This window comes from Oceanobacillus massiliensis str. N'diop, from assembly GCF_000285495.1.
Taxonomy (GTDB): domain Bacteria; phylum Bacillota; class Bacilli; order Bacillales; family Amphibacillaceae; genus Oceanobacillus; species Oceanobacillus massiliensis.
Map to the genome: position 1 here is coordinate 179,113 of NZ_HE610977.1, position 24,625 is coordinate 203,737.

Annotated in this window: 23 protein-coding genes and 1 pseudogene; 2 read left to right on the plus strand and 22 right to left on the minus strand. The window is 41.6% G+C overall.

What is annotated here, in order from left to right; all coding sequences use genetic code 11:
• Positions 1 to 2 precede the first annotated feature (2 nt).
• The 5 genes and pseudogenes from plsX to sdaAB form a co-directional block, all read right to left on the minus strand.
• On the minus strand, positions 3 to 1,001 hold the full coding sequence (plsX, locus tag OMHG_RS06510) for a phosphate acyltransferase PlsX (RefSeq protein ID WP_010649381.1): 999 nt from the start codon (positions 999 to 1,001) through the stop codon (positions 3 to 5).
• 1 nt (position 1,002) lies between these two features.
• Positions 1,003 to 1,579: pseudogene (gene fapR, locus OMHG_RS06515) on the minus strand (transcription factor FapR).
• Between the two features lie 91 nt (positions 1,580 to 1,670).
• Positions 1,671 to 3,704, minus strand: a complete 2,034-nt coding sequence (gene recG, locus OMHG_RS06520; protein ID WP_010649382.1) for an ATP-dependent DNA helicase RecG — start codon at positions 3,702 to 3,704, stop codon at positions 1,671 to 1,673.
• 15 nt (positions 3,705 to 3,719) lie between these two features.
• Positions 3,720 to 4,595 carry an L-serine ammonia-lyase, iron-sulfur-dependent, subunit alpha gene (gene sdaAA, locus OMHG_RS06525; RefSeq protein ID WP_010649383.1) on the minus strand — a complete coding sequence of 292 codons (876 nt, stop codon included), beginning with the start codon at positions 4,593 to 4,595 and terminating at the stop codon, positions 3,720 to 3,722.
• Positions 4,596 to 4,615: 20 nt separating this feature from the next.
• On the minus strand, positions 4,616 to 5,278 hold the full coding sequence (gene sdaAB, locus OMHG_RS06530) for an L-serine ammonia-lyase, iron-sulfur-dependent subunit beta (protein WP_010649384.1): 663 nt from the start codon (positions 5,276 to 5,278) through the stop codon (positions 4,616 to 4,618).
• A 213-nt stretch (positions 5,279 to 5,491) separates the two neighbouring features.
• Here sdaAB and OMHG_RS06535 point away from each other — a divergent pair, with 213 nt between their 5' ends.
• The gene (locus OMHG_RS06535) at positions 5,492 to 6,763 is read left to right on the plus strand and encodes an NCS2 family permease (RefSeq protein WP_010649385.1); all 1,272 of its coding nucleotides are present in this window, start codon (positions 5,492 to 5,494) and stop codon (positions 6,761 to 6,763) included.
• A gap of 52 nt (positions 6,764 to 6,815) precedes the next feature.
• Here the strand turns inward: OMHG_RS06535 and OMHG_RS06540 are convergent, their stop codons facing one another.
• The 3 genes from OMHG_RS06540 to OMHG_RS06550 form a co-directional block, all read right to left on the minus strand.
• Positions 6,816 to 7,322: a DUF1648 domain-containing protein gene (locus OMHG_RS06540; RefSeq protein ID WP_010649387.1), complete on the minus strand. Its 507-nt coding sequence runs from the start codon at positions 7,320 to 7,322 to the stop codon at positions 6,816 to 6,818.
• Between the two features lie 371 nt (positions 7,323 to 7,693).
• A complete protein-coding gene (locus tag OMHG_RS06545) occupies positions 7,694 to 9,355 on the minus strand; it encodes a DAK2 domain-containing protein (RefSeq protein ID WP_010649388.1) in 1,662 nt (553 codons plus the stop codon).
• Between the two features lie 27 nt (positions 9,356 to 9,382).
• A complete protein-coding gene (locus tag OMHG_RS06550; RefSeq protein ID WP_010649389.1) occupies positions 9,383 to 9,745 on the minus strand; it encodes an Asp23/Gls24 family envelope stress response protein in 363 nt (120 codons plus the stop codon).
• A gap of 816 nt (positions 9,746 to 10,561) precedes the next feature.
• Here OMHG_RS06550 and rpmB point away from each other — a divergent pair.
• On the plus strand, positions 10,562 to 10,750 hold the full coding sequence (gene rpmB / locus OMHG_RS06555) for a 50S ribosomal protein L28 (RefSeq protein ID WP_010649390.1): 189 nt from the start codon (positions 10,562 to 10,564) through the stop codon (positions 10,748 to 10,750).
• 284 nt (positions 10,751 to 11,034) lie between these two features.
• Here rpmB and spoVM read toward each other — a convergent pair whose 3' ends face one another.
• The 14 genes from spoVM to OMHG_RS06625 all read right to left on the minus strand — a co-directional run bounded on the left by spoVM (position 11,035) and on the right by OMHG_RS06625 (position 24,597).
• The gene (spoVM, locus tag OMHG_RS06560) at positions 11,035 to 11,118 is read right to left on the minus strand and encodes a stage V sporulation protein SpoVM (RefSeq protein WP_010649391.1); all 84 of its coding nucleotides are present in this window, start codon (positions 11,116 to 11,118) and stop codon (positions 11,035 to 11,037) included.
• A 33-nt stretch (positions 11,119 to 11,151) separates the two neighbouring features.
• Positions 11,152 to 11,808: a thiamine diphosphokinase gene (locus OMHG_RS06565; protein WP_010649394.1), complete on the minus strand. Its 657-nt coding sequence runs from the start codon at positions 11,806 to 11,808 to the stop codon at positions 11,152 to 11,154.
• Positions 11,808 to 12,470, minus strand: coding sequence for a ribulose-phosphate 3-epimerase (gene rpe / locus OMHG_RS06570; protein ID WP_010649395.1), 663 nt, complete (start codon positions 12,468 to 12,470; stop codon positions 11,808 to 11,810). Before rpe ends, OMHG_RS06565 begins: the two co-directional genes overlap by 1 nt.
• A gap of 3 nt (positions 12,471 to 12,473) precedes the next feature.
• Positions 12,474 to 13,355, minus strand: coding sequence for a ribosome small subunit-dependent GTPase A (gene rsgA, locus OMHG_RS06575; RefSeq protein WP_010649396.1), 882 nt, complete (start codon positions 13,353 to 13,355; stop codon positions 12,474 to 12,476).
• Positions 13,356 to 15,434, minus strand: a complete 2,079-nt coding sequence (gene pknB / locus OMHG_RS06580) for a Stk1 family PASTA domain-containing Ser/Thr kinase (protein ID WP_010649397.1) — start codon at positions 15,432 to 15,434, stop codon at positions 13,356 to 13,358.
• On the minus strand, positions 15,431 to 16,189 hold the full coding sequence (locus tag OMHG_RS06585; protein ID WP_010649398.1) for a Stp1/IreP family PP2C-type Ser/Thr phosphatase: 759 nt from the start codon (positions 16,187 to 16,189) through the stop codon (positions 15,431 to 15,433). Before OMHG_RS06585 ends, pknB begins: the two co-directional genes overlap by 4 nt.
• A gap of 95 nt (positions 16,190 to 16,284) precedes the next feature.
• A complete protein-coding gene (rsmB, locus tag OMHG_RS06590; protein WP_044476811.1) occupies positions 16,285 to 17,631 on the minus strand; it encodes a 16S rRNA (cytosine(967)-C(5))-methyltransferase RsmB in 1,347 nt (448 codons plus the stop codon).
• A 1-nt stretch (position 17,632) separates the two neighbouring features.
• Positions 17,633 to 18,580: a methionyl-tRNA formyltransferase gene (fmt, locus tag OMHG_RS06595; protein WP_010649400.1), complete on the minus strand. Its 948-nt coding sequence runs from the start codon at positions 18,578 to 18,580 to the stop codon at positions 17,633 to 17,635.
• 39 nt (positions 18,581 to 18,619) lie between these two features.
• Positions 18,620 to 21,028 carry a primosomal protein N' gene (gene priA, locus OMHG_RS06600; protein ID WP_010649402.1) on the minus strand — a complete coding sequence of 803 codons (2,409 nt, stop codon included), beginning with the start codon at positions 21,026 to 21,028 and terminating at the stop codon, positions 18,620 to 18,622.
• Entirely contained in the window at positions 21,025 to 22,242 is a 1,218-nt protein-coding gene (coaBC, locus tag OMHG_RS06605; RefSeq protein WP_010649404.1) for a bifunctional phosphopantothenoylcysteine decarboxylase/phosphopantothenate--cysteine ligase CoaBC, read from the minus strand. The genes priA and coaBC overlap by 4 nt, the downstream gene beginning before the upstream one ends.
• A 169-nt stretch (positions 22,243 to 22,411) precedes the next feature.
• A complete protein-coding gene (gene rpoZ / locus OMHG_RS06610; RefSeq protein ID WP_010649405.1) occupies positions 22,412 to 22,606 on the minus strand; it encodes a DNA-directed RNA polymerase subunit omega in 195 nt (64 codons plus the stop codon).
• Complete coding sequence (gene gmk, locus OMHG_RS06615; protein ID WP_010649406.1) at positions 22,603 to 23,223, minus strand: guanylate kinase; 621 nt, start codon at positions 23,221 to 23,223, stop codon at positions 22,603 to 22,605. Before gmk ends, rpoZ begins: the two co-directional genes overlap by 4 nt.
• Before the next feature lie 32 nt (positions 23,224 to 23,255).
• Positions 23,256 to 23,516: an extracellular matrix/biofilm regulator RemA gene (remA, locus tag OMHG_RS06620; RefSeq protein WP_010649407.1), complete on the minus strand. Its 261-nt coding sequence runs from the start codon at positions 23,514 to 23,516 to the stop codon at positions 23,256 to 23,258.
• A gap of 184 nt (positions 23,517 to 23,700) precedes the next feature.
• Positions 23,701 to 24,597: a YicC/YloC family endoribonuclease gene (locus OMHG_RS06625; RefSeq protein WP_237566158.1), complete on the minus strand. Its 897-nt coding sequence runs from the start codon at positions 24,595 to 24,597 to the stop codon at positions 23,701 to 23,703.
• Positions 24,598 to 24,625: the final 28 nt, after the last annotated feature.

The window sequence follows — 24,625 nt, forward strand, 5'->3', positions numbered from 1 at the left end:
TCTCACTCCTTATCTGATTCAATCGATTCAACGGTCGTTTTGATCGTATTTGTCACATCGTTTTCAACCATATGGTTTGCCTGTTTAATCGCACTTAAAATGGCCCTGCTGTTCGATGAACCATGTGCTTTGATAACTGGAGCAGCAAGTCCGAAAAGGCCTGCACCACCATACTCCGAGTAATCCAGTTTGTTTTTCAGCCCTTTTAAATCATTTTTCAAAAGTCCTGCTGCAATTTTGGTTTTTGCAGTTGACATAAACGTCTCTTTCAATAATGTAAATACCGTTTGTGCAGTACCCTCAATCGTTTTTAGTGCTACATTCCCACTGAATCCATCTGTAACAACGACATCGGCGGCACCGCTGAGGATATCCCGTGCTTCAACATTGCCAACAAAGTTGATTGGGGCATTTTTCAGCAGTTCGAAAGCTTTTTTGGAAAGATCATTCCCTTTACCATCTTCTGTACCGACATTCAAAAGCCCGACAGTCGGATTCTTTATGTTCCGCACCTTTTCAGAATAAATGGAGCCCATGATTGCATATTGGAGCAGATGAATTGGCTTAGCATCAACGTTTGCGCCGACATCAAGCATGAGAAATCCTTTTCCGTCAACTGTCGGAAGTGTGGGACTTAGGGCTGGACGGTCTATTCCCGGTATCCTGCCAATTACAAATAATCCGGCACTCATTAACGCACCCGTATTTCCAGCAGAGATACAAGCATCTGCACGCCCTTCTTTCACTTCCTTAGCCATTAATACGAGTGAAGCGTTTTTTTTGCGTCTAACGGCTCTGACCGGTTCATCATCGCTTGTGATGACTTCATCCGTATGAACAACTGATATGTTTTTAGCATTTGTAAGTAATGGTTTGATTTTATTTTCATCGCCAAATAGAGTGATCGTCAGATTATTGACCTCTGACACTGCATCCATTGCACCGCGAACTATTTCCTTTGGTGCATTGTCGCCTCCCATGGCATCGATTGCCAGTCTCATTCTAATTTTCCCCTTTATTCTCATTTGATTGATACATATAGAATAATCCAGTAAATACCGTCTCATTATCTACAAAACTATTGACATGTACAACGGTTCGGCCTTTCTCATCCTGACCTTCGACGATGGCCTTTGCTATAACCCGTTCACCTTCAATAACCTGTCGTGTAAATTTAACTTCTGATTTTGCAGTGAGCGCAAGTTCATCATTGATAACTGCAACAGCCAAAGAATTTGCCTGCGCAAATAAATGATGGCCCCTGGCGATTTTATTTCTGGAAAAAACCAGTTCTTGTGTAATATCCATAATCGAAAATTGCCCGCTTGTCCAGTTCCAAATCAATGATTTCACCAATGACTTCATCAAGCGGCAATGCCTTTACGGTTTCATTCCATTGATTGGTAGCAACGTATTTAATGCGTTCTCTCAATTCAGGTATTGCGAGTTCCATTCGGTCGAGCCGTATCGTCTGAATGCTTACATCGAAATCTTTCGCAAGCTGTTCATCTGTAATGAAAGGGGTAAGATCTATTTTTTCTTTTAACAGTCGTTGACGCTCAGTTTTGGTTTTTTTCATAAAGGCACCATCCGTCTTTTCATTCTCAACAATTTTATGACTTGGTACTAATAGTAATATATAATACCATCTTTAATTATGCAAGTTAACCCTAATCCAACTTATCGGCAAAGGAAAACTCCTGCTCCAAATATTGCCGTAATCGGTAAAATTGCTCGTCATTTTCCAAGAGACTGTTCTCAATGATTTCCTGGGCATCGCTCCTCGCTGTTTCGAGTGCCCGGTAATCATGAATCATGTCAGCCACCTTGAACTCTGGAACACCACTTTGCTTTTTGCCAAAGAAATCTCCCGGCCCGCGGAGCTTTAGATCCTGCTCCGATAATTCGAAGCCATTTGTTGTTTCAGTCATAATCCGCATCCGCTCTTTGCCTACTTCGCCTTTGGGTTCGGCAATTAGAATACAATAGCTTTGCTTCTCTCCTCTGCCGACCCTTCCCCTCAGCTGATGGAGCTGTGATAAACCAAACCGCTCGGCATCATAAATCACCATTACGGTCGCATTTGGCACGTTTACCCCCACCTCTACAACTGTAGTGGAAACAAGCACCTGCAACTCGTTTGCAGCAAACCGCTTCATCACTTCCTCCTTTTCGATCGACGGAAGCCTCCCATGCATTAAACCGACTTTAACCTCAGGAGGGAAATAGTCCTGGAGCTGCTGGAACAAATCAACAGCGTTCTGGATATCCAGTTTGTCAGATTCCTCAATCAAAGGACTGATGACATATGCCTGTTCTCCTTTAGAAACGCGTTTTTCGATAAAGTCCAATATCCTTTCGAATGTATTTTCCTTCGCCCAAAGCGTTTCGATTTCTTTCCTTCCGAGAGGCATTTCATCAATGACCGAGACGTCCATATCCCCAAAAGCAGTTATGGCGAGCGTCCTTGGTATTGGTGTTGCTGTCATAAATAGCACATCGGGGTTCAGCCCTTTATCCCGCAGTGTCCTTCTCTGTTCGACACCGAACCGGTGCTGTTCATCGACAATTGCAAAACCCAGGTCACTAAAGATGACTTCATCCTGGATAAGCGCATGCGTACCTACGACAATATCCGCTTCATGGGCTTGGACAGCGGCTACTATCTGCTTTCTTTTCTTCCCTTTAACAGAACCGGTCAGCAGAACAACCCTTGCCCTATCCCCGAATAATTCAGTAAGTGACTGATAATGCTGTTCAGCAAGGATTTCGGTTGGCACCATTAATGCTCCCTGCTTTCCGGCAGTAATCGATGCATACAGGCCAATTGCTGCGACAGCAGTTTTACCTGAGCCGACATCCCCCTGCAGCAGACGATTCATCCGGTAAGGAGATTTCAAGTCTGTCAATATCTGATCAAGTGATTTTTTTTGCGCATTGGTCAGCGAAAAAGGAAATTCATTTATGAATTCCTCGATTTTATTTGAATCATAATGCTGGGAATTCCCCTGTGTGGATTCCCGTTTTATTTTTCGGAGAAGCTGCATTTTCAGCTGGAATATCAAAAATTCTTCGTATGTAAATCTGCGTCGGGCATGCTTCAGGGACATTCTCTCTTTCGGTAGATGCATCGTAAACACCGCATCTTTGCGATTTGGAATTTTATATGCTTCAAGGTATCGGTCAGGCAGCAATTCAATGATTTGCGATCCGTAATCCGTTAATGCCGCCTTTATCATTTTCTTTAATTTTATGTTGGTGAGATCGCCTTTTAGAGAATAGACGGGGTTTATCTTTTCCTGATCTTCTGCAGCACCAAGTTTATAGCTGCTGACAGTTATTTGAAGTCTATGGGCATCCCATTTTCCGATCAGTGTTATCATCTGATCTGCCTGTATCTGTTTTTTGGCGAAGGCCCTGTTGAACATGACAGCCTTAACAGCCACACCTTCTACTTCAATCGTGAAGTTCAGTCGGGACTTTTTTCTTCCATAAAAAGTAAGGGTGGGGTCATGAACCACCCGCCCTTCAATCGTCACCTTATCTTCATGTATCAATTCACTAAGCGGTCTAATCTCATATACATCGTAACGGTATGGGAAATAATCGAGTAAATCGGCTATCGTATGAATGTTTAGCGACGCCAAATCCTCTGCAGCTTTTTCTCCAACACCTTTTAATTGTGTTACTGGTTCACTAAGCACAGCAAATCACTCTTTCTACATAGTCATTCCAAATATTTTTTCCTTAAGTAATCTGCCGGTTGGTGTATCCGCCAAACCGCCTTCACCCGTCTCACGCAGACTGGAAGGCATTTGTTTTCCTATGCGGTACATTGCTCCGATCACTTCATCACATGGAATTCTGCTTGTTACACCTGCGAGAGCCAGGTCGGCAGAAACAATTGCCAGTGATGATCCGGCTGCATTCCTTTTGACACAGGGTACTTCCACAAGTCCTGCCACAGGATCACAAACAAGACCAAGCATATTCTTCAATGTCATGGCAAATGCCTCCGATGATTGCTGTGGGGTGCCGCCCGCCATTTCAACGATTGCCGCAGCCGCCATTGCCCCGGCAGACCCTACTTCGGCCTGACAGCCCCCTGCCGCTCCGGAAATAAAGGCATTGTTGGCAACAACAAATCCAAAAGCCCCCGCTGTAAAGAGATAACGGATCATTTGTTCACGTGTCGGATTAAGCTGCTCTTTTACCGCAAATAATGTACCAGGCACACATCCGGCGCTTCCAGCAGTAGGAGTTGCACAAATAAGACCCATCGCAGCATTCACTTCATTTGTCCCCATCGCTTTGCTTACTGCATCAAGCATAAGATTTCCTGAAAGCGGCGTTTTTTCCTTCATATATTTCTGAATGCGTACAGCATCACCGCCAGTAAGACCTGTTACCGACTGGACGCCTTTAAGCGCATCATCAATCGCTCGTTCCATTACATTAAGGTTCTTTTCCATTTCCGCAAAAACTTCTTCACGGCTTTTTTCTTTAACATCCATTTCCTGACGTATCATAACCTCGGAAATTAATATATTGTCTCTTTCAGCTATTTCAACCAATTCGGCGACTGTTCTGAACATCTTAAAACTCCTCTCCCCGATCAGCTGACAATTTTTGATATCTGTATGATATGGTCAGCTTCTTCCAGCTCTTCTAAAATGGCATCATCAACATTCTGATCCACTTCAATGACCATCAATGCTTCTTTACCAATATCTTTCCTATTTACTTCCATATGCCCAATATTGATTTCGTGTTTTGCCAACACCTTTGTAATGGATGCAATAGCACCGAAACGATCGTTATGCATAATCAAAATTGCTGGATGATTGCCGGATAAACGAAGTTCAAACCCGTTCAATTCTGTAATTTCTACTTTTCCTCCACCAATCGAGATTCCAACAAGTTCCATTTGTTCTGTGTCATCACCTATTGTAAGACGCACAGTATTTGGATGGACTGCAGAAGCACTGGCTTCAATAAAAGTGATTTCCAAATCATTCTTCTTAGCGATGTCCAAGGCTTTGCTCATTCGCAAATCGTCAGTTTCAAAACCCAGCAATCCTCCTGCCAACGCAAAATCTGTACCATGTCCTTTATATGTTTTCGCAAAGGATTCATATAAGTGAATCCTTGCCCATTTCGGCTGTCTTCCAAATAAATTTCGGGCTGCCTTTCCGATGCGGGCCGCCCCGGCAGTATGGGAACTCGATGGTCCCACCATTACAGGGCCAATAATATCAAATACTGAATTAAATTTCATTCCTATTCACCGCCTATTCCTAACCGTATAGATTTTGCTCTATTGTAAAGTATAACAAAAAAGACTATAATAATCATTTGTGGATTATAGAATTAGTGTATGTTCCGAATAACTTTCAGCTCGTTATTTCTAATGCGGATAATTTTTCCGAAAAAACACTGCTTCTATATAATCGGGTGGGAGAGGGAATGTAAGACATATGAGGAATTTATTATGAATAAACCAGGCAGTAAAGTGCCAGGGCTATTAAGAAATGAAATAATTGCTGGAGTGATCGGCTATTTTACGACTGTTTATATTGTCGTTGTCAATGGATCGATTTTGAGTGAAGCAGGAATTTCACTTGAAACCGGAATGATCGCTACAATCATGGCGAGTTTTACAGGAACCATGATGATGGGACTCTTTGGAAAACTTCCTTTGATTTTGATTCCCGGAATGGGCATAAATGCACTCTTTGCCTATTCCATAATCGGAAATAACGGATTTACATTTCAGGAAGGGCTGGCAGTCGTTTTCGTCGCTGGACTGATCTTCCTGTTTACCGCCTTCAGTAAACATGGCGTCATTTTAAAAAATGCAATCCCGGAATCATTGAAGCATGGAATTACCGTAGGACTCGGTTTTTTCCTAATATTGATCGGACTGGAAAAAAGCGGCCTTGTTATTAGCGGAGATACAACGATTGTTGCTATCGGTGACTTCACTTCATCGACTGTTATCGTCAGCCTTTTGACATTGTTCATTGCGATTTTCCTGTTTGTGAAAAATATTCCGGCAAATTTCTTGATTACCATGATTTCAGGAACATTATTGGCAGTACTTTTCGGTCTTCCTAAAACGGAAATGGAACCTGTTTCAGTAAATGTCAGCGAGCTTCTGTTCGTACCATCGTTTACTGCTATAGGAGAGCTTTCATTCTGGCTGGCGGTATTCCCTCTAGCATTAATTCTTATTTTCGAGAATATGGGAATTCTTAGCGGCCAGCTGCAAATGCTCGACCGGAATGACAGTTATACAAAGGGCTATCGGATTACGGCCCTATCTGCCCTGGCTTCCGGACTCTTCGGCACTTCGCCAACCGTTTCAGGAGCAGAAAATGCAGCGGTTATTGCATCAGGTGGCAAAACAGGCAGAGCGGCAATCACAGCAGGAATATTGTTCCTGGCTACCATCTTTATTATTCCGTGGATTTCAATCGTTCCGAATTCTGCCATCAGTCCGATATTGATTATTGTAGGCTTTCTGATGGCTCAAAATATCCGGCATTTGCCATTGAATAATTTGTCGGAAAGCTTACCAGCCATGCTCATTATTGTTATGATCCCATTCACATACAGTATTGGTGACGGTATGGCATTTGGTTTCATCGCATATCCAATCGTCAAAGCGGCTTTAGGTAAACAATATGAACTATCCAAACCATTACTGGCAATATCACTGTTATTTTCATTCAGTTTTATTATGAAAATCATAGGAATTTAAGAATTTGTACAAAAAATCACCTCCATTACTGGAGGTGATTTTTTATTCCGCTTTATCTGATCTTTGTCTGTTTTATTATTCCCAACACAATCGGGATAAAGGTACTTAATAATACAATTGGCAAAAACCATCCTCCAAATCCGTTCCCTAAACCTAATGCAATTGAAACGGATTCAATTAAGATCAGAGCAAAGATAATTAGACAAATATTTTTTGATTGATTTACTATTTTTCGGCTTATCAAGTAGAACTCTTTAGCATTCTCTTCATTTAATCGTTCTGGATAATTATGCAATTCCGGAAACCTTTCAAATAATTGCATTAACAATGCTATAAATGCACCTATTATCGGCAATATAAAAAGCTCCATTTTTGAACCCCAGCGATCTATCTCACCTAAAGCATTATAATGTGCCGGAACTTCGTTTGGAAGTTCATTCCAATTGTAGACTAAAAAAATTAACGAGCCAAAATAAAATGAATATCCGATAATATCCCAGATCCATTCACTGCCCGTTTTCAATATTTTAATTTTAGGCCTTTTCCGAGAATTCGACATTACCTTCAACTCCCTGCTTTATCCCTAACGAACAACTGCATAAAATGTATCCTTCTATTGTCCTTCATCAACAAACACCATTTATAAAAACAGCTTCTATTCTTCATACGATTGAAAAACAGAACGGTTTCACAGTTTTCGTTTTTTCACCGGCCAGATTTATCCAAGAATAAATTTTTATTCAACGGTACCACGAATATAGTAAATACATCCTTTTTGCTTCAAATCATGTCGGACAGTCTCTTTCCGCAGCGGCACTTTATAAATAATTTTAAGAAATCTGAATGGAAATCAGCCCGAAGGAAATACAGAGCCAAAAAAGCCGAGAGAGCTATCCTAATAGCTCTCTCGGCTTTATATGTTCAGAATCCTTATTCCACTGAAAAAATGTAGGAATAAATAGGCTGATTACCATGATGGATTTCGATTTCCACATCTTGATACGTTTCTTCTATAAAGGTGACAAGCTCTTTCAGCTCGGCGTCCTCTACATCTTCACCATATAAAATAGTCAGGATTTCATCATCTTCTGTGATTAGCTTTTCCAGCAATAGTTTGACAGCCTCTGATTTGTCCTTATGGGTTGCGACGATTTTCCCTTCATCAATACCCATAAAGTTTCCATTTTCAATGGTTATTCCGTCAATTTGCGTATCTCTGACAGCATAGGTAATCTGACCCGTTTTCACTTGCTTGCGGGCTTCATCCATCACTTCCCTGTTTTCATCAATATCGGATTCAGGGTGGAAGGAAAGCATGGCACTGATTCCCTGTGGAATGGTCTTGGTCGGTACTACTGCTACCGTTTCTTCCGCAAGTTCTGCCGCCTGATCTGCCGCCATCAATATGTTCTTGTTATTAGGTAAAATAAGAATGTTCTTGGCATTCGCTTTTTTGATTGCGTCAGTAATGTCCTGTGTACTAGGATTCATTGTCTGTCCACCTTCGATAACCACGGAGGCCCCAAGACTTTCAAACAATGCCTTCAATCCACTGCCCATTGCTACTGTAACAATTCCATACTCTGCCATTTCGTTTGGCACCGCTTTTTTCGGCTGCTCCCCAACAAGCGCAGTATGCTGCTCGCGCATATTCTCAATTTTCATATTGATTAAGCTTCCGAAGCGCTGACCTAGCGTCAAGCATGTACCAGGTGTCTCCGAATGCACATGTACTTTAACGATTTCTTCATCCGAAACAACTAACAGAGAATCACCGAGTTCACTTAATTCATTGCGGAAATCTTCTTCACTGAAAGGATTTTCCGCCAGTTTATCCTCTTCAAATTTCACCATGAATTCAGTACAGTAACCGAATACAATATCTGAAGTATCCATAAAGTCCTGCGTTACTTTATGATGTTCTGCGTTAACCATTTCTTCCATCTTCACTTCAGTGGTATCTTCTGGAAGTTCTTCACCCTTTAAAGCAGCCAAAAACCCTTCATAAATGGTTACAAGACCTTGACCACCCGAATCCACTACACCTACTTCCTTCAACACCGGCAGTAATTCAGGGGTGCGTTTTAAGGAAGCTTTCGCCTCTGCCAAAACCTTTTCCATGAAGACAATTATGTCACTCTCTTTTTCTGATTCACTGACCGCCTTCTTGGCAGCATCCTTGGCCACAGTAAGAATTGTACCCTCAACAGGCTTCATGACTGCTTTATAGGCCGTTGATACTCCAGCATCAAAGGCAATCGCCAAGTCGGCTACGTTCAGATCCTGCTTCTTTTCCATTCCTTTTGCAAATCCACGGAAAATCTGGGACAATATTACACCGGAGTTACCTCTGGCACCCATCAATAACCCTTTTGCAAAAGCATTGGCTACTTCAGATACGCTATCACTTGTAAGTTTTTTAACTTCATTCGCTCCTGAAGTCATGGAAAGATTCATATTTGTACCGGTATCTCCATCGGGTACCGGGAATACATTTAATGCATCAATTTTTTTGGCGTTATTCGATAAATGATGTGCTCCGGAGAGTACCATTTGTGAAAATGTAACGCCATCTAGCTTTTCAACCGTCACTGTGTTTCCTCCTCCAAACTGCAGCAATTAATCTTTTGCTACACGGACTCCTTGAATATATATGTTTACGGAGTCAATTGATAAACCTAATGATTGACTCAATGTATATTTGACTTGTGACTGCACGTTATTGGCCACCTCAGAAATCTTTGTGCCATAGCTTACAATAATATACATATCAATATGCAGTTTGTCATTTTCCTGACGTACAACGATTCCTCGAGAATAGTTTTCTTTTCTCAGCATTTCAGCGATTCCGTCTTTTATCTGGCTTTTAGATGCCATTCCTACAATACCATAACATTCCACTGCTGTTCCACCTGCAATGGTAGCAATAACTTCATTTGTAATGGTTACCTGACCATCATTCGTATTAAGTTCAATGGACATAATAATCCTCCTTAAATAACTACAAGAATTTCTCGAATTCAGCTTCTATAAAATACTTCCGAATGTCCTGTAATTCCTCAATTTCTCTTAAACATTTGAACAGAATATAAGCAAATTATACTATAGCCTGTATATATTTAAAAGCAACTACTAATATTTAGTAATAGCTCTTTTCGTATGTATTGTTGTTTCCACACAATACGTTTGAAAGAAACTGCGATATAACTAGGATTGGTGCTTTATCTTCACGCCGGTAATACACTGCGTTTTCCGCGGGCAAGCACTGCGCCAGGGCACGACTTGTATTTACTTCTTTGTTCCTTTGCACCTACGAACCTGCTTCGAATGCGATACTGGAAGACACAGGTCCATCAAGTGGGGTCTTAGCGTCTTCGCCGGAAGCCGGTTTTGATTCCGAGGAAGCTGATAGCGTCCGCCGCGTTAATCGGCCGTTGCTGTTGCCTCACAGTTTATATATTATGTAAAACAACAATTTTTGAGAAAACAGTCTTAATAATAGTAAAAATAATAACAGAAAAAATTCCCTCTATAACAATGGACGATATTGGTTTATCTGTCAAGTATTATTTCTTTATTTCCTGCAGTGTAATAAAAGCCTGAATATTTGAATCAGTTTCCTGAATTACCGTCTGAATCGCCATCATTAATATACCCATATATGTTTATAACCTTCAGAAATACACTTTCTGACGGTACCGTTTCCTCCAATAAAGAAAAAGATTAATTGCAATATCCGCTTACTTGTGATAAATTGTATAAGTAATAATGACACATGATAGAGTAAGGAGGGATAGCATGGCTAGAAAATGTGTTGTAACTGGACGTCAAACTCGCAGTGGAAACCAACGTTCTCACGCTATGAATTCCAACAAGCGTAATTGGAAAGCTAATGTACAAAAAGTACGTATTATGGTAGACGGAAAACCTAAAAAAGTTTATGTTTCTGCACGTGCCTTGAAATCAGGTAAAGTAGAGCGCGTATAATATACGAAATTTACATTAGTTGATAAGCTAAAAAACACCAAATGCATGCATTCGGTGTTTTTTATTTGCCTTATTTACTCTTAGCTTCAGATTGTATACTAGCGATAATGAAATCTTACACACATTCAAACTGCTGCTCTGCAATTGCGTCCAATATTCTATTCAGAAACCTTTCACTCTGTGACGCCGTATGGATCAGCTGCGGAGCGTAAAAACAACCATACTAGTAAAACAATAAAGAGAAAGCTTCTGCCAAACCAATTCGACAAAAGCCTGCTCCTTGATTATTTTTCTTTCTTGAACATCCCAATCACAATCTTTACAAATCCACCGACAAATCTTGGAAGTTTAATAGTATAAAATTTCATAAGCTGGGACCCCTCCTGTTCTACAATTCAAACTTATGCCTGAATCGCATCACAACTCTTTACTAGTAATAGTATGCCTTTTTCAAAAGAAAAAGTACCACTTTTTGAAAGAAGCTTGTTTGAGATGCAAAGAGTAGATCCCCATGATATATCCGCTTCGGTGAGAGGGTAGTAAAAACCTGTTAAATGGATGCCCTCCACCGTTTTTGTATATGGGATAAATGAAATATACGGATACATTTCATCTCTTAGAATCGTATAGCTGCCCGGCGAAATCATCTCCAGTTGGTTGGTTTTATCTACAATGTATCCATGAATCCCTTTATCCTCTATTAAGTAAAGTAGCTGAATATTAATCAATTCATGGTCCAATCTTCCACCTGTAACCCCGAATAAATAAATGCGTTCGGGATGAAGCATGAAAGCCTTGTTTAGGGCGATTTCCAAATCTGTTTCATCTTTTTCGGATGGAAACTCTTCGATGGATATTGCATGCTGGATGATGGCCGCTTTCTCAGCTGCTGTTATGGAGTCAAAATCCCCAACCGCATAATCTATTGGAATTTTGTTTGCAGCCAATACATATGCCCCTCGATCGGCACCAATCCATATATCAACCTTATCCTTATAGTGAGACAGTTCTGGCAGCAAGGCATCCGGACCATTGCCGATAATTCCCACTGAAAGCATTAATTGAGCCCCTTTGAAGCCTGCAGAATATCTTGTATAGCTTGTTTACGATCACGCTGGTTGAAAACGGCGCTTCCCGCGACGAGTACGTCTGCACCTGCATCCGTACATAGTTTTGCGGTTGTCGTATTGACACCGCCATCTACTTCGATTTCAAATTCAAGGTTGAGTTCTTGACGCCAAATGTTGACCTGTTCAATCTTTTCAATCGTTTTATGGATAAATGATTGCCCGCCGAAACCTGGATTTACTGTCATGATCAAGACGAGATCGATTTCAGATAAAATGGGCTTTATCAGCTCAACCGATGTCGCTGGATTGACTACAACACCAGCCTTTGATCCACTTGCCTTGATCAGTTGAATCGTCCGGTGCAGATGGCGGCATGTCTCCTGATGAACCGTAATGATCGATGCTCCAGCTTTTGCGAATTCAGGAATATAGGCATCCGGATTTTCAATCATGAGATGGACGTCGAGCGGTAGTGCCGTTTTTGGTTTGATCGCTTCTACTATCAGTGGTCCGATTGTGATATTCGGTACAAAATGGCCATCCATTACATCAACATGAATGTAATCGGCTCCTCCAATTTCTACTTCCCTTATCTCTTCACCCAGCTTTGCGAAATCAGCAGATAATATTGATGGTGCGATTTTTGTCATTGTTTAATACCTCGGCTTTCTTGATTGGATCTCTTCGAGGAAGCTTAGATAATGATCATAGCGGAATTGTGGGATTTCCTCTTTTTCCACTGCTTCCTTCACTGCACATTTAGGTTCTTTATGATGCATACATCCGCGGAATTTACATTGCTCTCTTCTATCCCGCATCTCCGGAAAACAATCGGTCAGTTCTTCTGCTTCGATTTCACTAAAGTCAAGAATACTGAAGCCAGGTGTATCTGCAACAAGTCCCCTATTGATCTGCATGAGTTCCACATGTCTTGTCGTATGCTTTCCTCTTCCTAAACTTTTGGATATCTCTGCTGTCTTTAGCAGCAGAGATGGTTTTAGGACATTTAGCAGCGAAGATTTACCCACACCTGATTGGCCGGCAAATACGGATACCTTATCCGCAAAGTACTCCTCGAGGTCCGGCAGGCTATCTGGTTCTTTCGATGATAGCAGCTCCACGGTATAGCCAATATTTTCATAAATCCCCTTAAATTCTTCAATCTGCCTTCGTTCTTCCTCAGAAATTAAATCAATTTTAGTAATAAATATTAATGGTTGAATATGTTTTGATTCAATCAATACGAGAAAACGATCCAGCAAAACGGTGCTAAAATCAGGAGAAACAGCAGAGCTGACAATAATGGCTTGATTGATATTCGCTATTGGCGGCCGGATAAGTTCGTTTTCCCTTTCTGCTATTTCCATGATGTAACCTTCACCGGGATTACTCTCCTCGAACTGGACAAAATCTCCCACAAGCGGCGTGATTTTTCTGTTTCGAAAAACCCCTCTCCCTTTACAGGAGTAAATTTTATCCCCTGATTTAACATAGTAAAACCCGCTTAAAGCTTTTACAATTCTGCCTTCTGCCATTTAGTCACCCTCTTCACCTTCATAGGTTACTGTTTTATCTACAACGATTTCTTCATCTCTCGTTATTTTGTATTCACCTACATTTCCAGGTGAAATTGTCAGTGTAAATTCAACTTCCGTATCTTCTGTAATGGTCTGTTCCTTATAAACATCCGTTATATTATTATTTGTATCACCAATATAGATACGAATTATCTGTTCAGCAGGCTCTGCTGCTTCCTCCCCGTCTGCTTCTTCTGATTCACTTTCCTCATCAGAAGCTGGTTCAGGGTTATATGGAACAAGATATGTTACGGAATGGGAACGCGGCGGTTTCTCCTCAGGACCAATGGATATATATACATTGACCGTTGAACCTTCCTCAAGCTCCGTACCAGTCTTTGGATCCTGACTGATAACTTCTCCTGCAGGCACCGTTTCAGAATTCCTCTCACTTACATTCATCACCAGATTTTTACTGTCCAGATAATCTTTTGCTTCTTCCCGTGTCATTCCGGTAAGATTGTTCAGACTGATCAGTTCCGGTCCCTTACTAACTTCAAAGATGACTCTTTCATCACTTGGTATTACTTCCGTGCCTGGTACAGGTTGAATCTGATTGATAATCTCACCAGCGGGCTGGTCCGAAAATTCTTCATAGATTTTAATGTCCGTATATCCTGCGGTTTCGAGCAGTCTCTCAACTTGTCCAATATCACGTCCCACATAGTCATCAAAGGCGACCTTTTCTTTGCCCTGACTGACATAAAGTGTAACAGTGGAACCCTCTTTGGCAGTCCTTCCGGCACGGGGATCAGAACTGACGACAAACCCTTCCTCGATCTCCTCCGAAAAAACATCTTCCTGCTCGACAACAAGCCTCTGCGATTCCAGTAGTTCCGTAGCCTCATCAGCTTCCATCTCGACAACATCGGGAATGGAAATATCCTTTGGCTGGGCAAAGTAGTAGGCAGCCGCACCACCAGCAAGCAATAGCAATAGAATCAGCAAACCAATTAGCCATTTTTTCTTGCCCTTTTTTTCTTTAACAGGCTTCTTTTTCTTTTTGAGCTGCTTATCTACTTTCTTTTTCTGCTTGCCCTGTTTCTGTGTTTTCACCAGGTTTTCTTCCGGATAGTTTTTCGTCCCATCATTCGTTTGATGAACCAATGTCGCCTGTTCCATGTCTTCCTCTAACTGATGATCCGTGATGATAGGAATCGCTTTTGTTTCTTCACCTGCTTCGATTGGCGGCGAAAAAGGTACTGCATTAAGATTAGCAGGATCCAATGCTTGTTCGATCGCTTCTTCCAGTGCATAAATACTGTCATAACGATGAAAGGGGTCCTTGGCAGTTGCCTTAAGTACAATATTCTCCACACTCTGCGGGATGTCCTGATTGAATCTCCGTACCGATGGCGTATTGCTTTGCAGGTGTTTTAACGCAATGGAGACAGGGGATTGTCCAGAAAAAGGCAAACGCCCTGTCAGCAATTCAAAGAGCACGATACCCATGGAGTAGATATCTGACTTTTTAGTAGCCGTTCCACCCCTTGCCTGCTCTGGTGATAGATAATGAACAGATCCAAGGATCGAATTAGTCTGGGTCAATGATGTCGCACTTAATGCTATCGCAATCCCGAAATCGGTAACCTTCACTTGACCAAAGCTGTTAATTAAAATATTTTGCGGTTTGATATCCCGATGCACAATTTCATTTGCATGGGCATGGGCAATGGCTGACGAAATCTGTTTCATGATATCGAGAGATTCCTGTACTTCGATTGGGCCATACTGCTGTATGTATTCTTTCAGTGTCATTCCATCCACATATTCCATTACCATGTATAGTAGATGCTCTTCCTCGCCAACATCATAAATATTTACGATATTCGGATGTGAAAGGCTTGTTGCAGACTGTGCTTCTCTGTCGAATCGGGCAATAAATTCCTGGTCATGGATGTATTCCGTCCGCAAAGCCTTTACGGCGACATCCCGATCCAGAATGATATCCCTTGCCAGATAAACATTGGCCATTCCGCCTCCGCCTATCTTTTCCTTGATTTTATATCGTTCATTTAAGAGGTGACCACTTATCATTCGTTCTCACCTGCTTTCAGTGATGAATCATGCTGTACCAAAATAAGTGAAATATTATCTTCCCCGCCCCGTTCATTGGCAAGTTCAATCATTTCTGAACCAATATCTCCCAAGTCTTTGGCTTCCCGGATAAATGCTGCCAAGTCTTCATCGTTCAACTTATTGGACAGACCATCAGAACATAGAAGCAGCCTGTCACCCGCTTCCCATTCTACTGTCAATATATCTTCAGACACGTTGGTTTCCGTGCCCATCGCCTTTAATAAAACATTTTTCCTTGGATGCTGTTCTGCATCATCTTCTGAAATTTGTCCTGATCTGACCAGTTCATTGACCAGCGAATGATCATTTGTTATTTGTTTAAAACCGTTCTCATTCAAAATATAGCACCGGCTGTCGCCGACATGGGCAATGGTAACAAATTCCTCCAAGCATATTGCGATTACAATCGTAGTCCCCATACCTTCACATTCTTTATTTTTCAGTGAATATTCATATATCGAATGGTTTACCTCCGACACCGTATTCGATAACCATGTTTCAATCTTTTCAGGTGAACTGATACCGGTCTGCGGCAGCCACTTATCCCTTACTAGGTCGATTGCCAGCTGACTGGCAACATCACCAGCCTGGTGTCCTCCCATTCCGTCAGCGATAACAGCTAGCAACTGCTGATTGGAATTATAAAATATGCCACCAGAATCTTCGTTATGACTTCTAACCTGACCACGGTCAGTCAGAAAGTGACCTTCCATGCTTTTTCCCCCTCACATTTGAGCAAGTAACTAAATGAATAGCAACAACGCACTTACATAGAGTATTGCACAATTTTACCAATAAAAGAACTAAATTATCCCATTTTTTTTAGGCGTGTCAAAAAGAAACCATCCGTTTGAAACGTTTGTGGAAATAACTGAAGTCCCTGTTCCGTAATCCCTGGCGACTCTTTTAATTCGGAAGGCAATGTTTCGAAAAACGACGGATCGATTTGGAAACCAGTGTTGTTTAAGAGGAACTGTTTTATAACATTTTCGTTTTCTTCAGCATCCACCGTACAAGTACTGTAGATCAGCAGACCATCTTTTTTGAGCAATGGTGCAGCACTCTCCAGAATTTCTGTTTGGATTTCCGATAACCGGTGGATGTCTTCTTCTCTTTTATCGTATTTGATTTCAGGCTTGCCCCTTATTACTCCTAGCCCTGAGCATGGCGCATCAATCAGAATTCGATCAAAGCTTTCTCGCTCATGCATGTCCTCCAGCTTTCGCGCATCTCCCGGCTTCGCATCGATGATGGACAGATGGAGCAATGCAGCCTTGTCATCAATCAGTTTAACCTTCTTCTTATGAAGGTCATATGCGTGGATAACACCTTCGTTTTCCATTTTTTCAGCAATATGGGTCACTTTGCCTCCAGGGGCGCTGCATCCATCGAGTACATGCATTCCTGGCTGCGGATCCAGCATTTCGGCGACTAGCATAGAGCTCTGGTCCTGAATTGTCACATAGCCTTCTTTAAAAAGCATAGTATTTAAGATATTTCCCTTATCGACTATGATTCCCTGCGGTGAAAAAATGGACTTCCTCACTTCAAAGCCTTGCTCCCTTAAAACCTGCATCGCTTTTTCACGAGTGATCTTAAGTGGCTGTACCCTTATGGAACTATGTTTTTTGGTTAAGTTTGCCTCGCACATTGCTTTTGCCGTTTGCAAGCCATAAGTAGAAACCCAGCGCTCAACCAGCCATTTCGGATGACTTGTTTCAATCGATAGTCTCGTTGCATCGTTTTTGATGGAAGCTGTTTCCGGCACACCATTTCGCTGCACATTTCGCAAAACACCATTGACTAGCGAGGAAACACCTTTATGTCCACGCTGTTTTGCTATTTCAACAGCTTCGTGAATAATGGCATGATCAGGTACTTTGTCGAGATAGATCATTTGGTAAATGGACATTCTTAGCAGCATCCGTACCCATTGATCCATTTTCTTATTGGCGTTCACAAAGTGATTCAAAAAGTAATCCAATGTCATTTTTCTCTGAATCGTTCCGTAGACGACTTCCGTCAGCAGGCCTTCGTCTTTAGGAGCAATACGTTTTGATTTCAATTCGTTGTCTATTACCAAGTGGCTGAATCCGCTGTCTTTTTCGATTCTGATCAGCAAATCAAGGATGGTATTTCGCAATTGATATTTCATATTATTCACCTAATATAATCCCAGTTTTTATTCGATCCTGTGATCCCTGTAAATATTCTTTTACGGTCATCCTCTTTTTTCCGGCGGGTTGAATCTCTATAACGTTTATTCCTTTTCGATCACCACATACGACGATAAAGCTTTCATTATTATCCGCTATTTCAGCAATTTCTCCGGGTGCCTTGTCCCTATAGCTGGCATCTGCAGGTTCGCCCCACCAGATTTTCATTACCTTTCCCTCATAAGTGGTAAAGGCTACGGGCCATGGATGCAGGCCGCGAATTTGATCATAGACAGAATCACTATCTTTTTTCCAGTCGATTTTCTCCTGGTCCCTCTTGATATTGGAAGCAAAGGTCGCTTTGGTTTCATCCTGTTTTTCAGGGTTCAGCTGATTCGCAAATAGTCTTGGCAAGGTGTCTATCAAAAGCTCTGCACCGGCCTTTGACAGTTTTTCATGCATGGAGCCAACATGATCATTTCGCCCAATCGGTACCGAACGCTGGGTTAATATGTCCCCCGCATCCAGTTTCTCAACCATATACATAATGGTGATGCCTGTTTCTTTCTTCCCTTGCATGATTGCATAATGGATTGGTGCACCACCACGCAATTCAGGTAATAATGATGCATGGACATTGATACAGCCGAATTCCGGTGCATCAAGAATTTCATTTGGCAAAATTTGGCCATATGCCGCTGTCACAATTAAATCTGGCTCATACCGCAGGATTTCTTCATAATCGTTTCGAAGTTTTTCCGGCTGGAATACGGGAATGTCATGACTTTCAGCCTCTACTTTAACTGGTGGAGGGGTTATGATGCGTTTTCTGCCCTTTGGACGGTCCGGCTGAGTGACAACAAGCACCACTTCATATTCTGACTCGATTAAATTCCTTAAAACAGGAACTGAAAAATCCGGGGTTCCCATAAATACTATGCGTTTCATAATTTACTACCTTCTTTCACTTCTCTAACTCAATATTAGCTACATCATATGATATGGCTGCATATCCACTGTAATCAATAAGTTGTTTTTCCGAACATCATCTGCAAATATTGTTTTTATTTTATTGATGTATTTCCGTAAATGTGGTTCATTTCTATATTTTATCATGCATTGATAGCGATATCTATCTTTGATACGCGGCACGGGAGATGGCGTCGGTCCCAATACCACGGTATTATTCCCAACATTTTTCAATAACAATTGTGCAATCTGCTGGGTCGTTTGGACTGCCTTTACATGGTTTTCATGCGATACGGTAATCAGTGCCAAATAAAAGTAAGGAGGGTACTGAAATGCCTTTCGCATCCCCATTTCCCGTTTGTAAAAATCATTGAAATTGTATTCACTCGCCATCTCAATGCTGTAGTGTTCCGGGGTGTACGTTTGAACGATAACTTCTCCCGGAAGTTCATGTCTGCCAGCACGTCCGCTTACCTGCGTAAGCAGCTGGAAAGTCTTTTCCGATGAACGGAAATCTGGCAAATGAAGCATCGAATCCGCTGTAAGGACACCGACTAGCGTTACATTCTCAAAGTCCAAACCCTTGGCAATCATCTGGGTTCCTAAAAGGATATCTGCCTTTTTATCAGCAAATTGGCCCAGCAGCTTTTCATGAGCACCTTTCCTTCTCGTTGTATCTACATCCATCCGGATTACCCTTGCTTGCGGAATAAGAGTCGTTAATGTCTCTTCCACTTTCTGTGTTCCGGTCCCGAAGAATCGGATGAGGTCGCTGCTGCATTCAGGACAGACTTGAGGCACCTTCTCTTCATATGAACAGTAATGGCATTTCAGCTGATTGCTGTTTTTATGGTAGGTCAATGCGATATCGCAATGCGGGCATTCTTTCACATGTCCGCAATCTCTGCACATAACAAATGTGGAATAGCCTCTCCGATTCAACATAAGCACTATCTGCTCGCCCTTTTCCAGGCACTGTTCGATTTTTTCCTTAAGCGTTCTGGAAAACATGGAACGGTTGCCAGCATGGAGCTCGTTTCTCATATCGATCACATCCACTTTCGGCATGGCCTTGTGATTTGTCCGTTCACTTAATGTTGAAAGCTTATAGACACCTTTTGCTGCGCGGGCATAGGATTCCAATGCCGGAGTAGCACTTCCCAGCAAAACAGGGCAGCTATTGGTTTGTCCTCTGTGAATCGATACATCGCGGGCATGATAGCGAGGCTGATCTTCCTGTTTATATGTCGTTTCATGCTCTTCATCAATGATAATGATACCAAGATTTTCAAATGGCGCGAACACGGCTGATCGTGCTCCAACAACGACTTTTACTTCTTTCCGCTGGATTCTGCGCCATTCATCAAATTTTTCACCTGCAGAAAGTGCACTATGCATTACGGCAACATTTGAACCAAATCTCCCTTTAAACCTTTTCACCATCTGAGGTGTCAATGATATCTCGGGAACAAGTACGATTGCTTCCTTGCCCTTGCTTAAGACCTTTTGGATTGCCTGCAGATAGATTTCGGTTTTTCCGCTTCCGGTTACTCCATGGATTAGGAATACGTCATGTTTATTAGCTTCGATCGCTTCATCGATCGGATCGATGGCCTTTTGCTGCTGTTCGGTCAACGGGAGTGGGGCTGTTCTTTTGAATTCATCATCATTATATGGATTCCTCATTATTTCCTGTTGGTATGTTTCCAGCAAGCCCTTTTCGACCAATGCTTTTACAGTGCTTGTCGTTGTCTGGATTTCTTTCAGCAGCCGCTGTTGCTCTATCGGTTTCTCAAATTCTATAAAATATAGTAAGAGCTGCCTTTGTTTCTTTGCTGTCTTGGCTAAATCCGCTAAAGCCTCTTCCAGTAAATGCATTTCTTTTGCTGGTCTAACCATGGTTACCTTCTTTTTGGTAATTCTTGATTTCACTAGGTAGTCGATCGATACTTCTCCAGCTTGAACTAGCTTCTGAAGCTGATAATAGCTGATCGGAGAGGCTTCGAATTCTTCATATGGAATATAATCTCTCCCAGCAAACAGATATTCCATATCATCCGGAAGCCTCCCTTCCGTCAAACGAACCAATTCTTTTTTGTACTGCGATTTCAGTACTTGCGGCAGCATCGCCTGGAGTGCAGTAATCGATAGACTAAGTGTTTCATTCGCAACCCATTTTCCGAGTTCCAGCAATTCCTCTGTCAAAACAGGGACTACATCAAGCACATCAGAGATACTTTTCAATTTATCAAAGGTTGATTCTGAAGTGATATCGACGACAAATCCCATAATTTTTCTTGGACCGAATGGAACAATCACACGCATCCCCACCGCGAGCATGTCTGTGAACTTATCTGGAATCATATAATCAAATGTCTGATTTGTTGAACTTGCAGGTACATCCACAATTACTTTAGCAATATTCAATGCAATTCATCCTTCATATCCCGATTGATTAAGGTGAGTATTTTTTCTGCAACTTCCCTTTTCGAGGCAATTGCCACCTCATCCTGTTTCCAATGTTTATTTACATACGTAACGCTATTGGTATCCCCTTCAAAACCTGCACCGGCAGAAGAAACATCATTGATTACAATAGCATCCAAATTCTTCTTTTCTAATTTTTTCTTCCCGTATTCCAATAAATTGTTTGTTTCTGCTGCAAAACCGACCAAATACTGCTTTGTCTTCACTTTTCCTAAGGATTGAAGAATATCCCTTGTCCGTTCCATTTCAACCAGCCATTCTCCATCCTTTTTTTTCAATTTTTCTGCATACACTTGTTTTGGCCGATAATCGGCTACCGCTGCCGCTTTAATGACAATATCCTGACCAGGAAAATAACGGTGCATTTCGATATACATTTCATCAGCAGTTGTAACATTGATCCGTTTAATGTTAGGATGCATAATGTTTTCCGAAACCGGGCCGGATATAAGTGTTACCTCTGCACCACTGTCCGCTGCCGCTTCGGCAAGTGCATATCCCATCTTACCTGATGATCTGTTCGTAAAAAATCGGACAGGATCAACCCTTTCTCTTGTAGGCCCTGCTGAAATGAGGACCTTTTTCCCTGAAAGGATAGGTTCTTTTTCACGGTTCTCCTGATGTTTCTGGATTGCTTTCATGATACTCTCAGGTTCCTCGAGGCGTCCTTTTCCTACATAGCCACAGGCAAGATATCCGTCCCCTGGCTCAATAAAGTGATAGCCCCATTCTTCCAGCTGCTTCATGTTCTTGATTACTGCTGGGTGGGCATACATATGTACGTTCATTGCTGGAGCAATATAAACATCTGCCTGTGTCGCAAGCAAGGTTGTCGACAGCATATCATCTGCGATTCCATTTGCCAGCTTTCCAATAATATTTGCAGTAGCAGGTGCTATCAGAACGATATCCGCCCAATCTGCAAGATCGATATGCGCTATTTTCTGTGGATTCTTTTCATCAAATGTATCTATATATACGGGATTTCTCGATAAAGCCTGAAAAGTCAGGGGTGCGACAAATTCTGCAGCACTTTCTGTCATGATGACTTTTACGTTTGCACCCTTTTGCGTTAATTTACTTGCCAGTGCACACGCTTTATATACTGCTATCCCACCGGAAACACCTAATAGAATGTTCTTTTGATCAAACAAGGTTCAAACCCCTTTCCGGAACTTATTACAATTTTATTCTGGTTTATTTATAACATATTGAGAACTCATTTGCCTTTTTAGAAGCCTGGTATTCATACTCGGGCATTCCTTTCATCACGTAAAAAATAAACCTCCCACTGTAATATGCGGGAGGTTTAAGTTTAAAAAATTAATTATCCAAGTATAATTTGCCGGCTTCTATTTCTTCCAAAGCCTTTCCAACATACTTGTGTGATTTAGGATGTTCTATCATTAAGTCGTCTGTTTCACTTAATATTCTGGCGCGTCTTGAAGACAATGTAACCAGTGTATATTTCGATTTGATTTTCTCCTGCAGGGCATCTATTGATGGTTCAAGCATCATGATAATTCATCCTCCAATATTTTCTTGTATTGTTTTGCAACGCGTTCCCGTTTCAGATGTTCACTTTGGATAATTGCCTTTACCTTATCGACAGCATGTTCAACATGATCATTGACGACGACATAATCATAGGCATCCATCATTTCAATCTCTTTGCGGGCTTCTTTTAAGCGATTAAGCACCAATTCCTGTGATTCCGTACCGCGGTTTACAATACGGTTCTTCAATTCTTCCAGACTTGGCGGAAAAAGGAAGATAAATACGCCTTCAGGGAAATTCTCTTTAACCTGTAAAGCGCCCTGTACTTCTATTTCCAGAAAGACATCCTGCCCTTTCTCAAGCGTCTCCTCCACATAGGCGCGCGGCGTCCCATAATAATTGCTTACGTATTTCGCATATTCCAGAAGCTGGTTCTGTTCGATCAGGTTTTCGAATTCCTGGTTGGATTTATAAAAATAATCAACACCATCTACTTCACCTGGACGCATGTTTCTAGTCGTCATGGAAATGGAATACTGCAATTCGGTCGCTTCCTCAAAAAGCCTTTTTCTAACTGTGCCCTTCCCAACTCCGGATGGACCAGAAAGAATAAATAAAATCCCTTTCTCCTCAATCAACATATTTCCTCCTAAAGCTCTTCTATAATGGTTTATTCATCTGAAATTTCATCGTTACTGATTACGCGTTGTCCGACAGTTTCAGGCTGAACAGCAGAAAGAACGACATGGTCACTGTCTGTAATAATCACAGCACGGGTACGTCTTCCGTATGTAGCATCAACCAGTTTATTATTTTCTCTAGCTACTGTAATAATTCGTTTTATTGGTGCTGATTCTGGTGAAACAATCGAAATAATACGATTTGCAGAAACAACATTTCCAAAACCGATATTAATCAAACTCAAATTCAACTTACTTCCCCCTTGAACAAACTCCAACGATATTCAGTCATTTTTGTATAATAGTATCATTATACTTTATCTGAGCGGAAATTTATACTATTAAATTTCAATAAGGCTGTTTTTATGCTACATGTTCCCAGCAAGCTTGTGGGATGACTGCGAAAAGCTGGCCATAAAAGCCGGCCGGTATCTGCTATTCTATATTCTGTACTTGTTCCTTCACTTTTTCGATCTCACTTTTCAGCTCGACAGTCCATTCGCTGATTTTGGCATCCGTAGATTTGGACCCGATTGTATTTGCTTCACGATGCATTTCCTGCGTAATAAAATCAAGCTTTCTTCCGGCAGCCGTTTTACCTGACATCATCCTTCTAAAATGTTCAATATGGCTAGAGAGTCTCGTTATCTCTTCTGTAATATCTCCCCTATCAGCGAGCAATACGACTTCCTGCATGATTCTTGCATCGTCCTCCGGTATCTTCCCTTCCAGATACCCATGAACTCTCTCCGTTACTCTTCTCTGATATTCGATCCGGACACTACCCCTCCGATGATGAAGTTCACTGACGATATCATATATCGTTTCGAGTCTTTTCTGCAAATCTTCTTTTAGGAAGCGTCCCTCCTGTTCCCTCATAGACTCTACTTGCTTGCACGCTTTATCCAGCCCGTCCAGAATCAGTCTATGCAGTTCGCTTGGTGTTTCTTTCGTTTCTTCAATACTGAAAAACCCGCTCATCGAAGGAATTACCGACATAGGCACCTCTTCTTTGAGATCATATCGTTGTCTTGCTTGTCTCAATTGTGCAATGTATTGATCCATCAGCTCCCAGTCTGCCCTTAATTCCCTTTTCGAAAACCTTTCTCCATCCAGTTCGATATATACCTCAATCCTACCTCTTTCGAAATAGGATTGAATGATTTTTTTCAGCCTATCCTCCATGAACAGGAAGGTCCGCGGTATCTTTGTCGTTATATCAAGGAACCGATGATTGACACTTCTTATTTCAATTATTAACGTACTGTTTTCCAAATGGAGCACTTCTCTGCCATAACCAGTCATACTGCTTGTCAATTCCATCACCGCCATCTAATTTAGAAGTTATATGAGTTCAGAT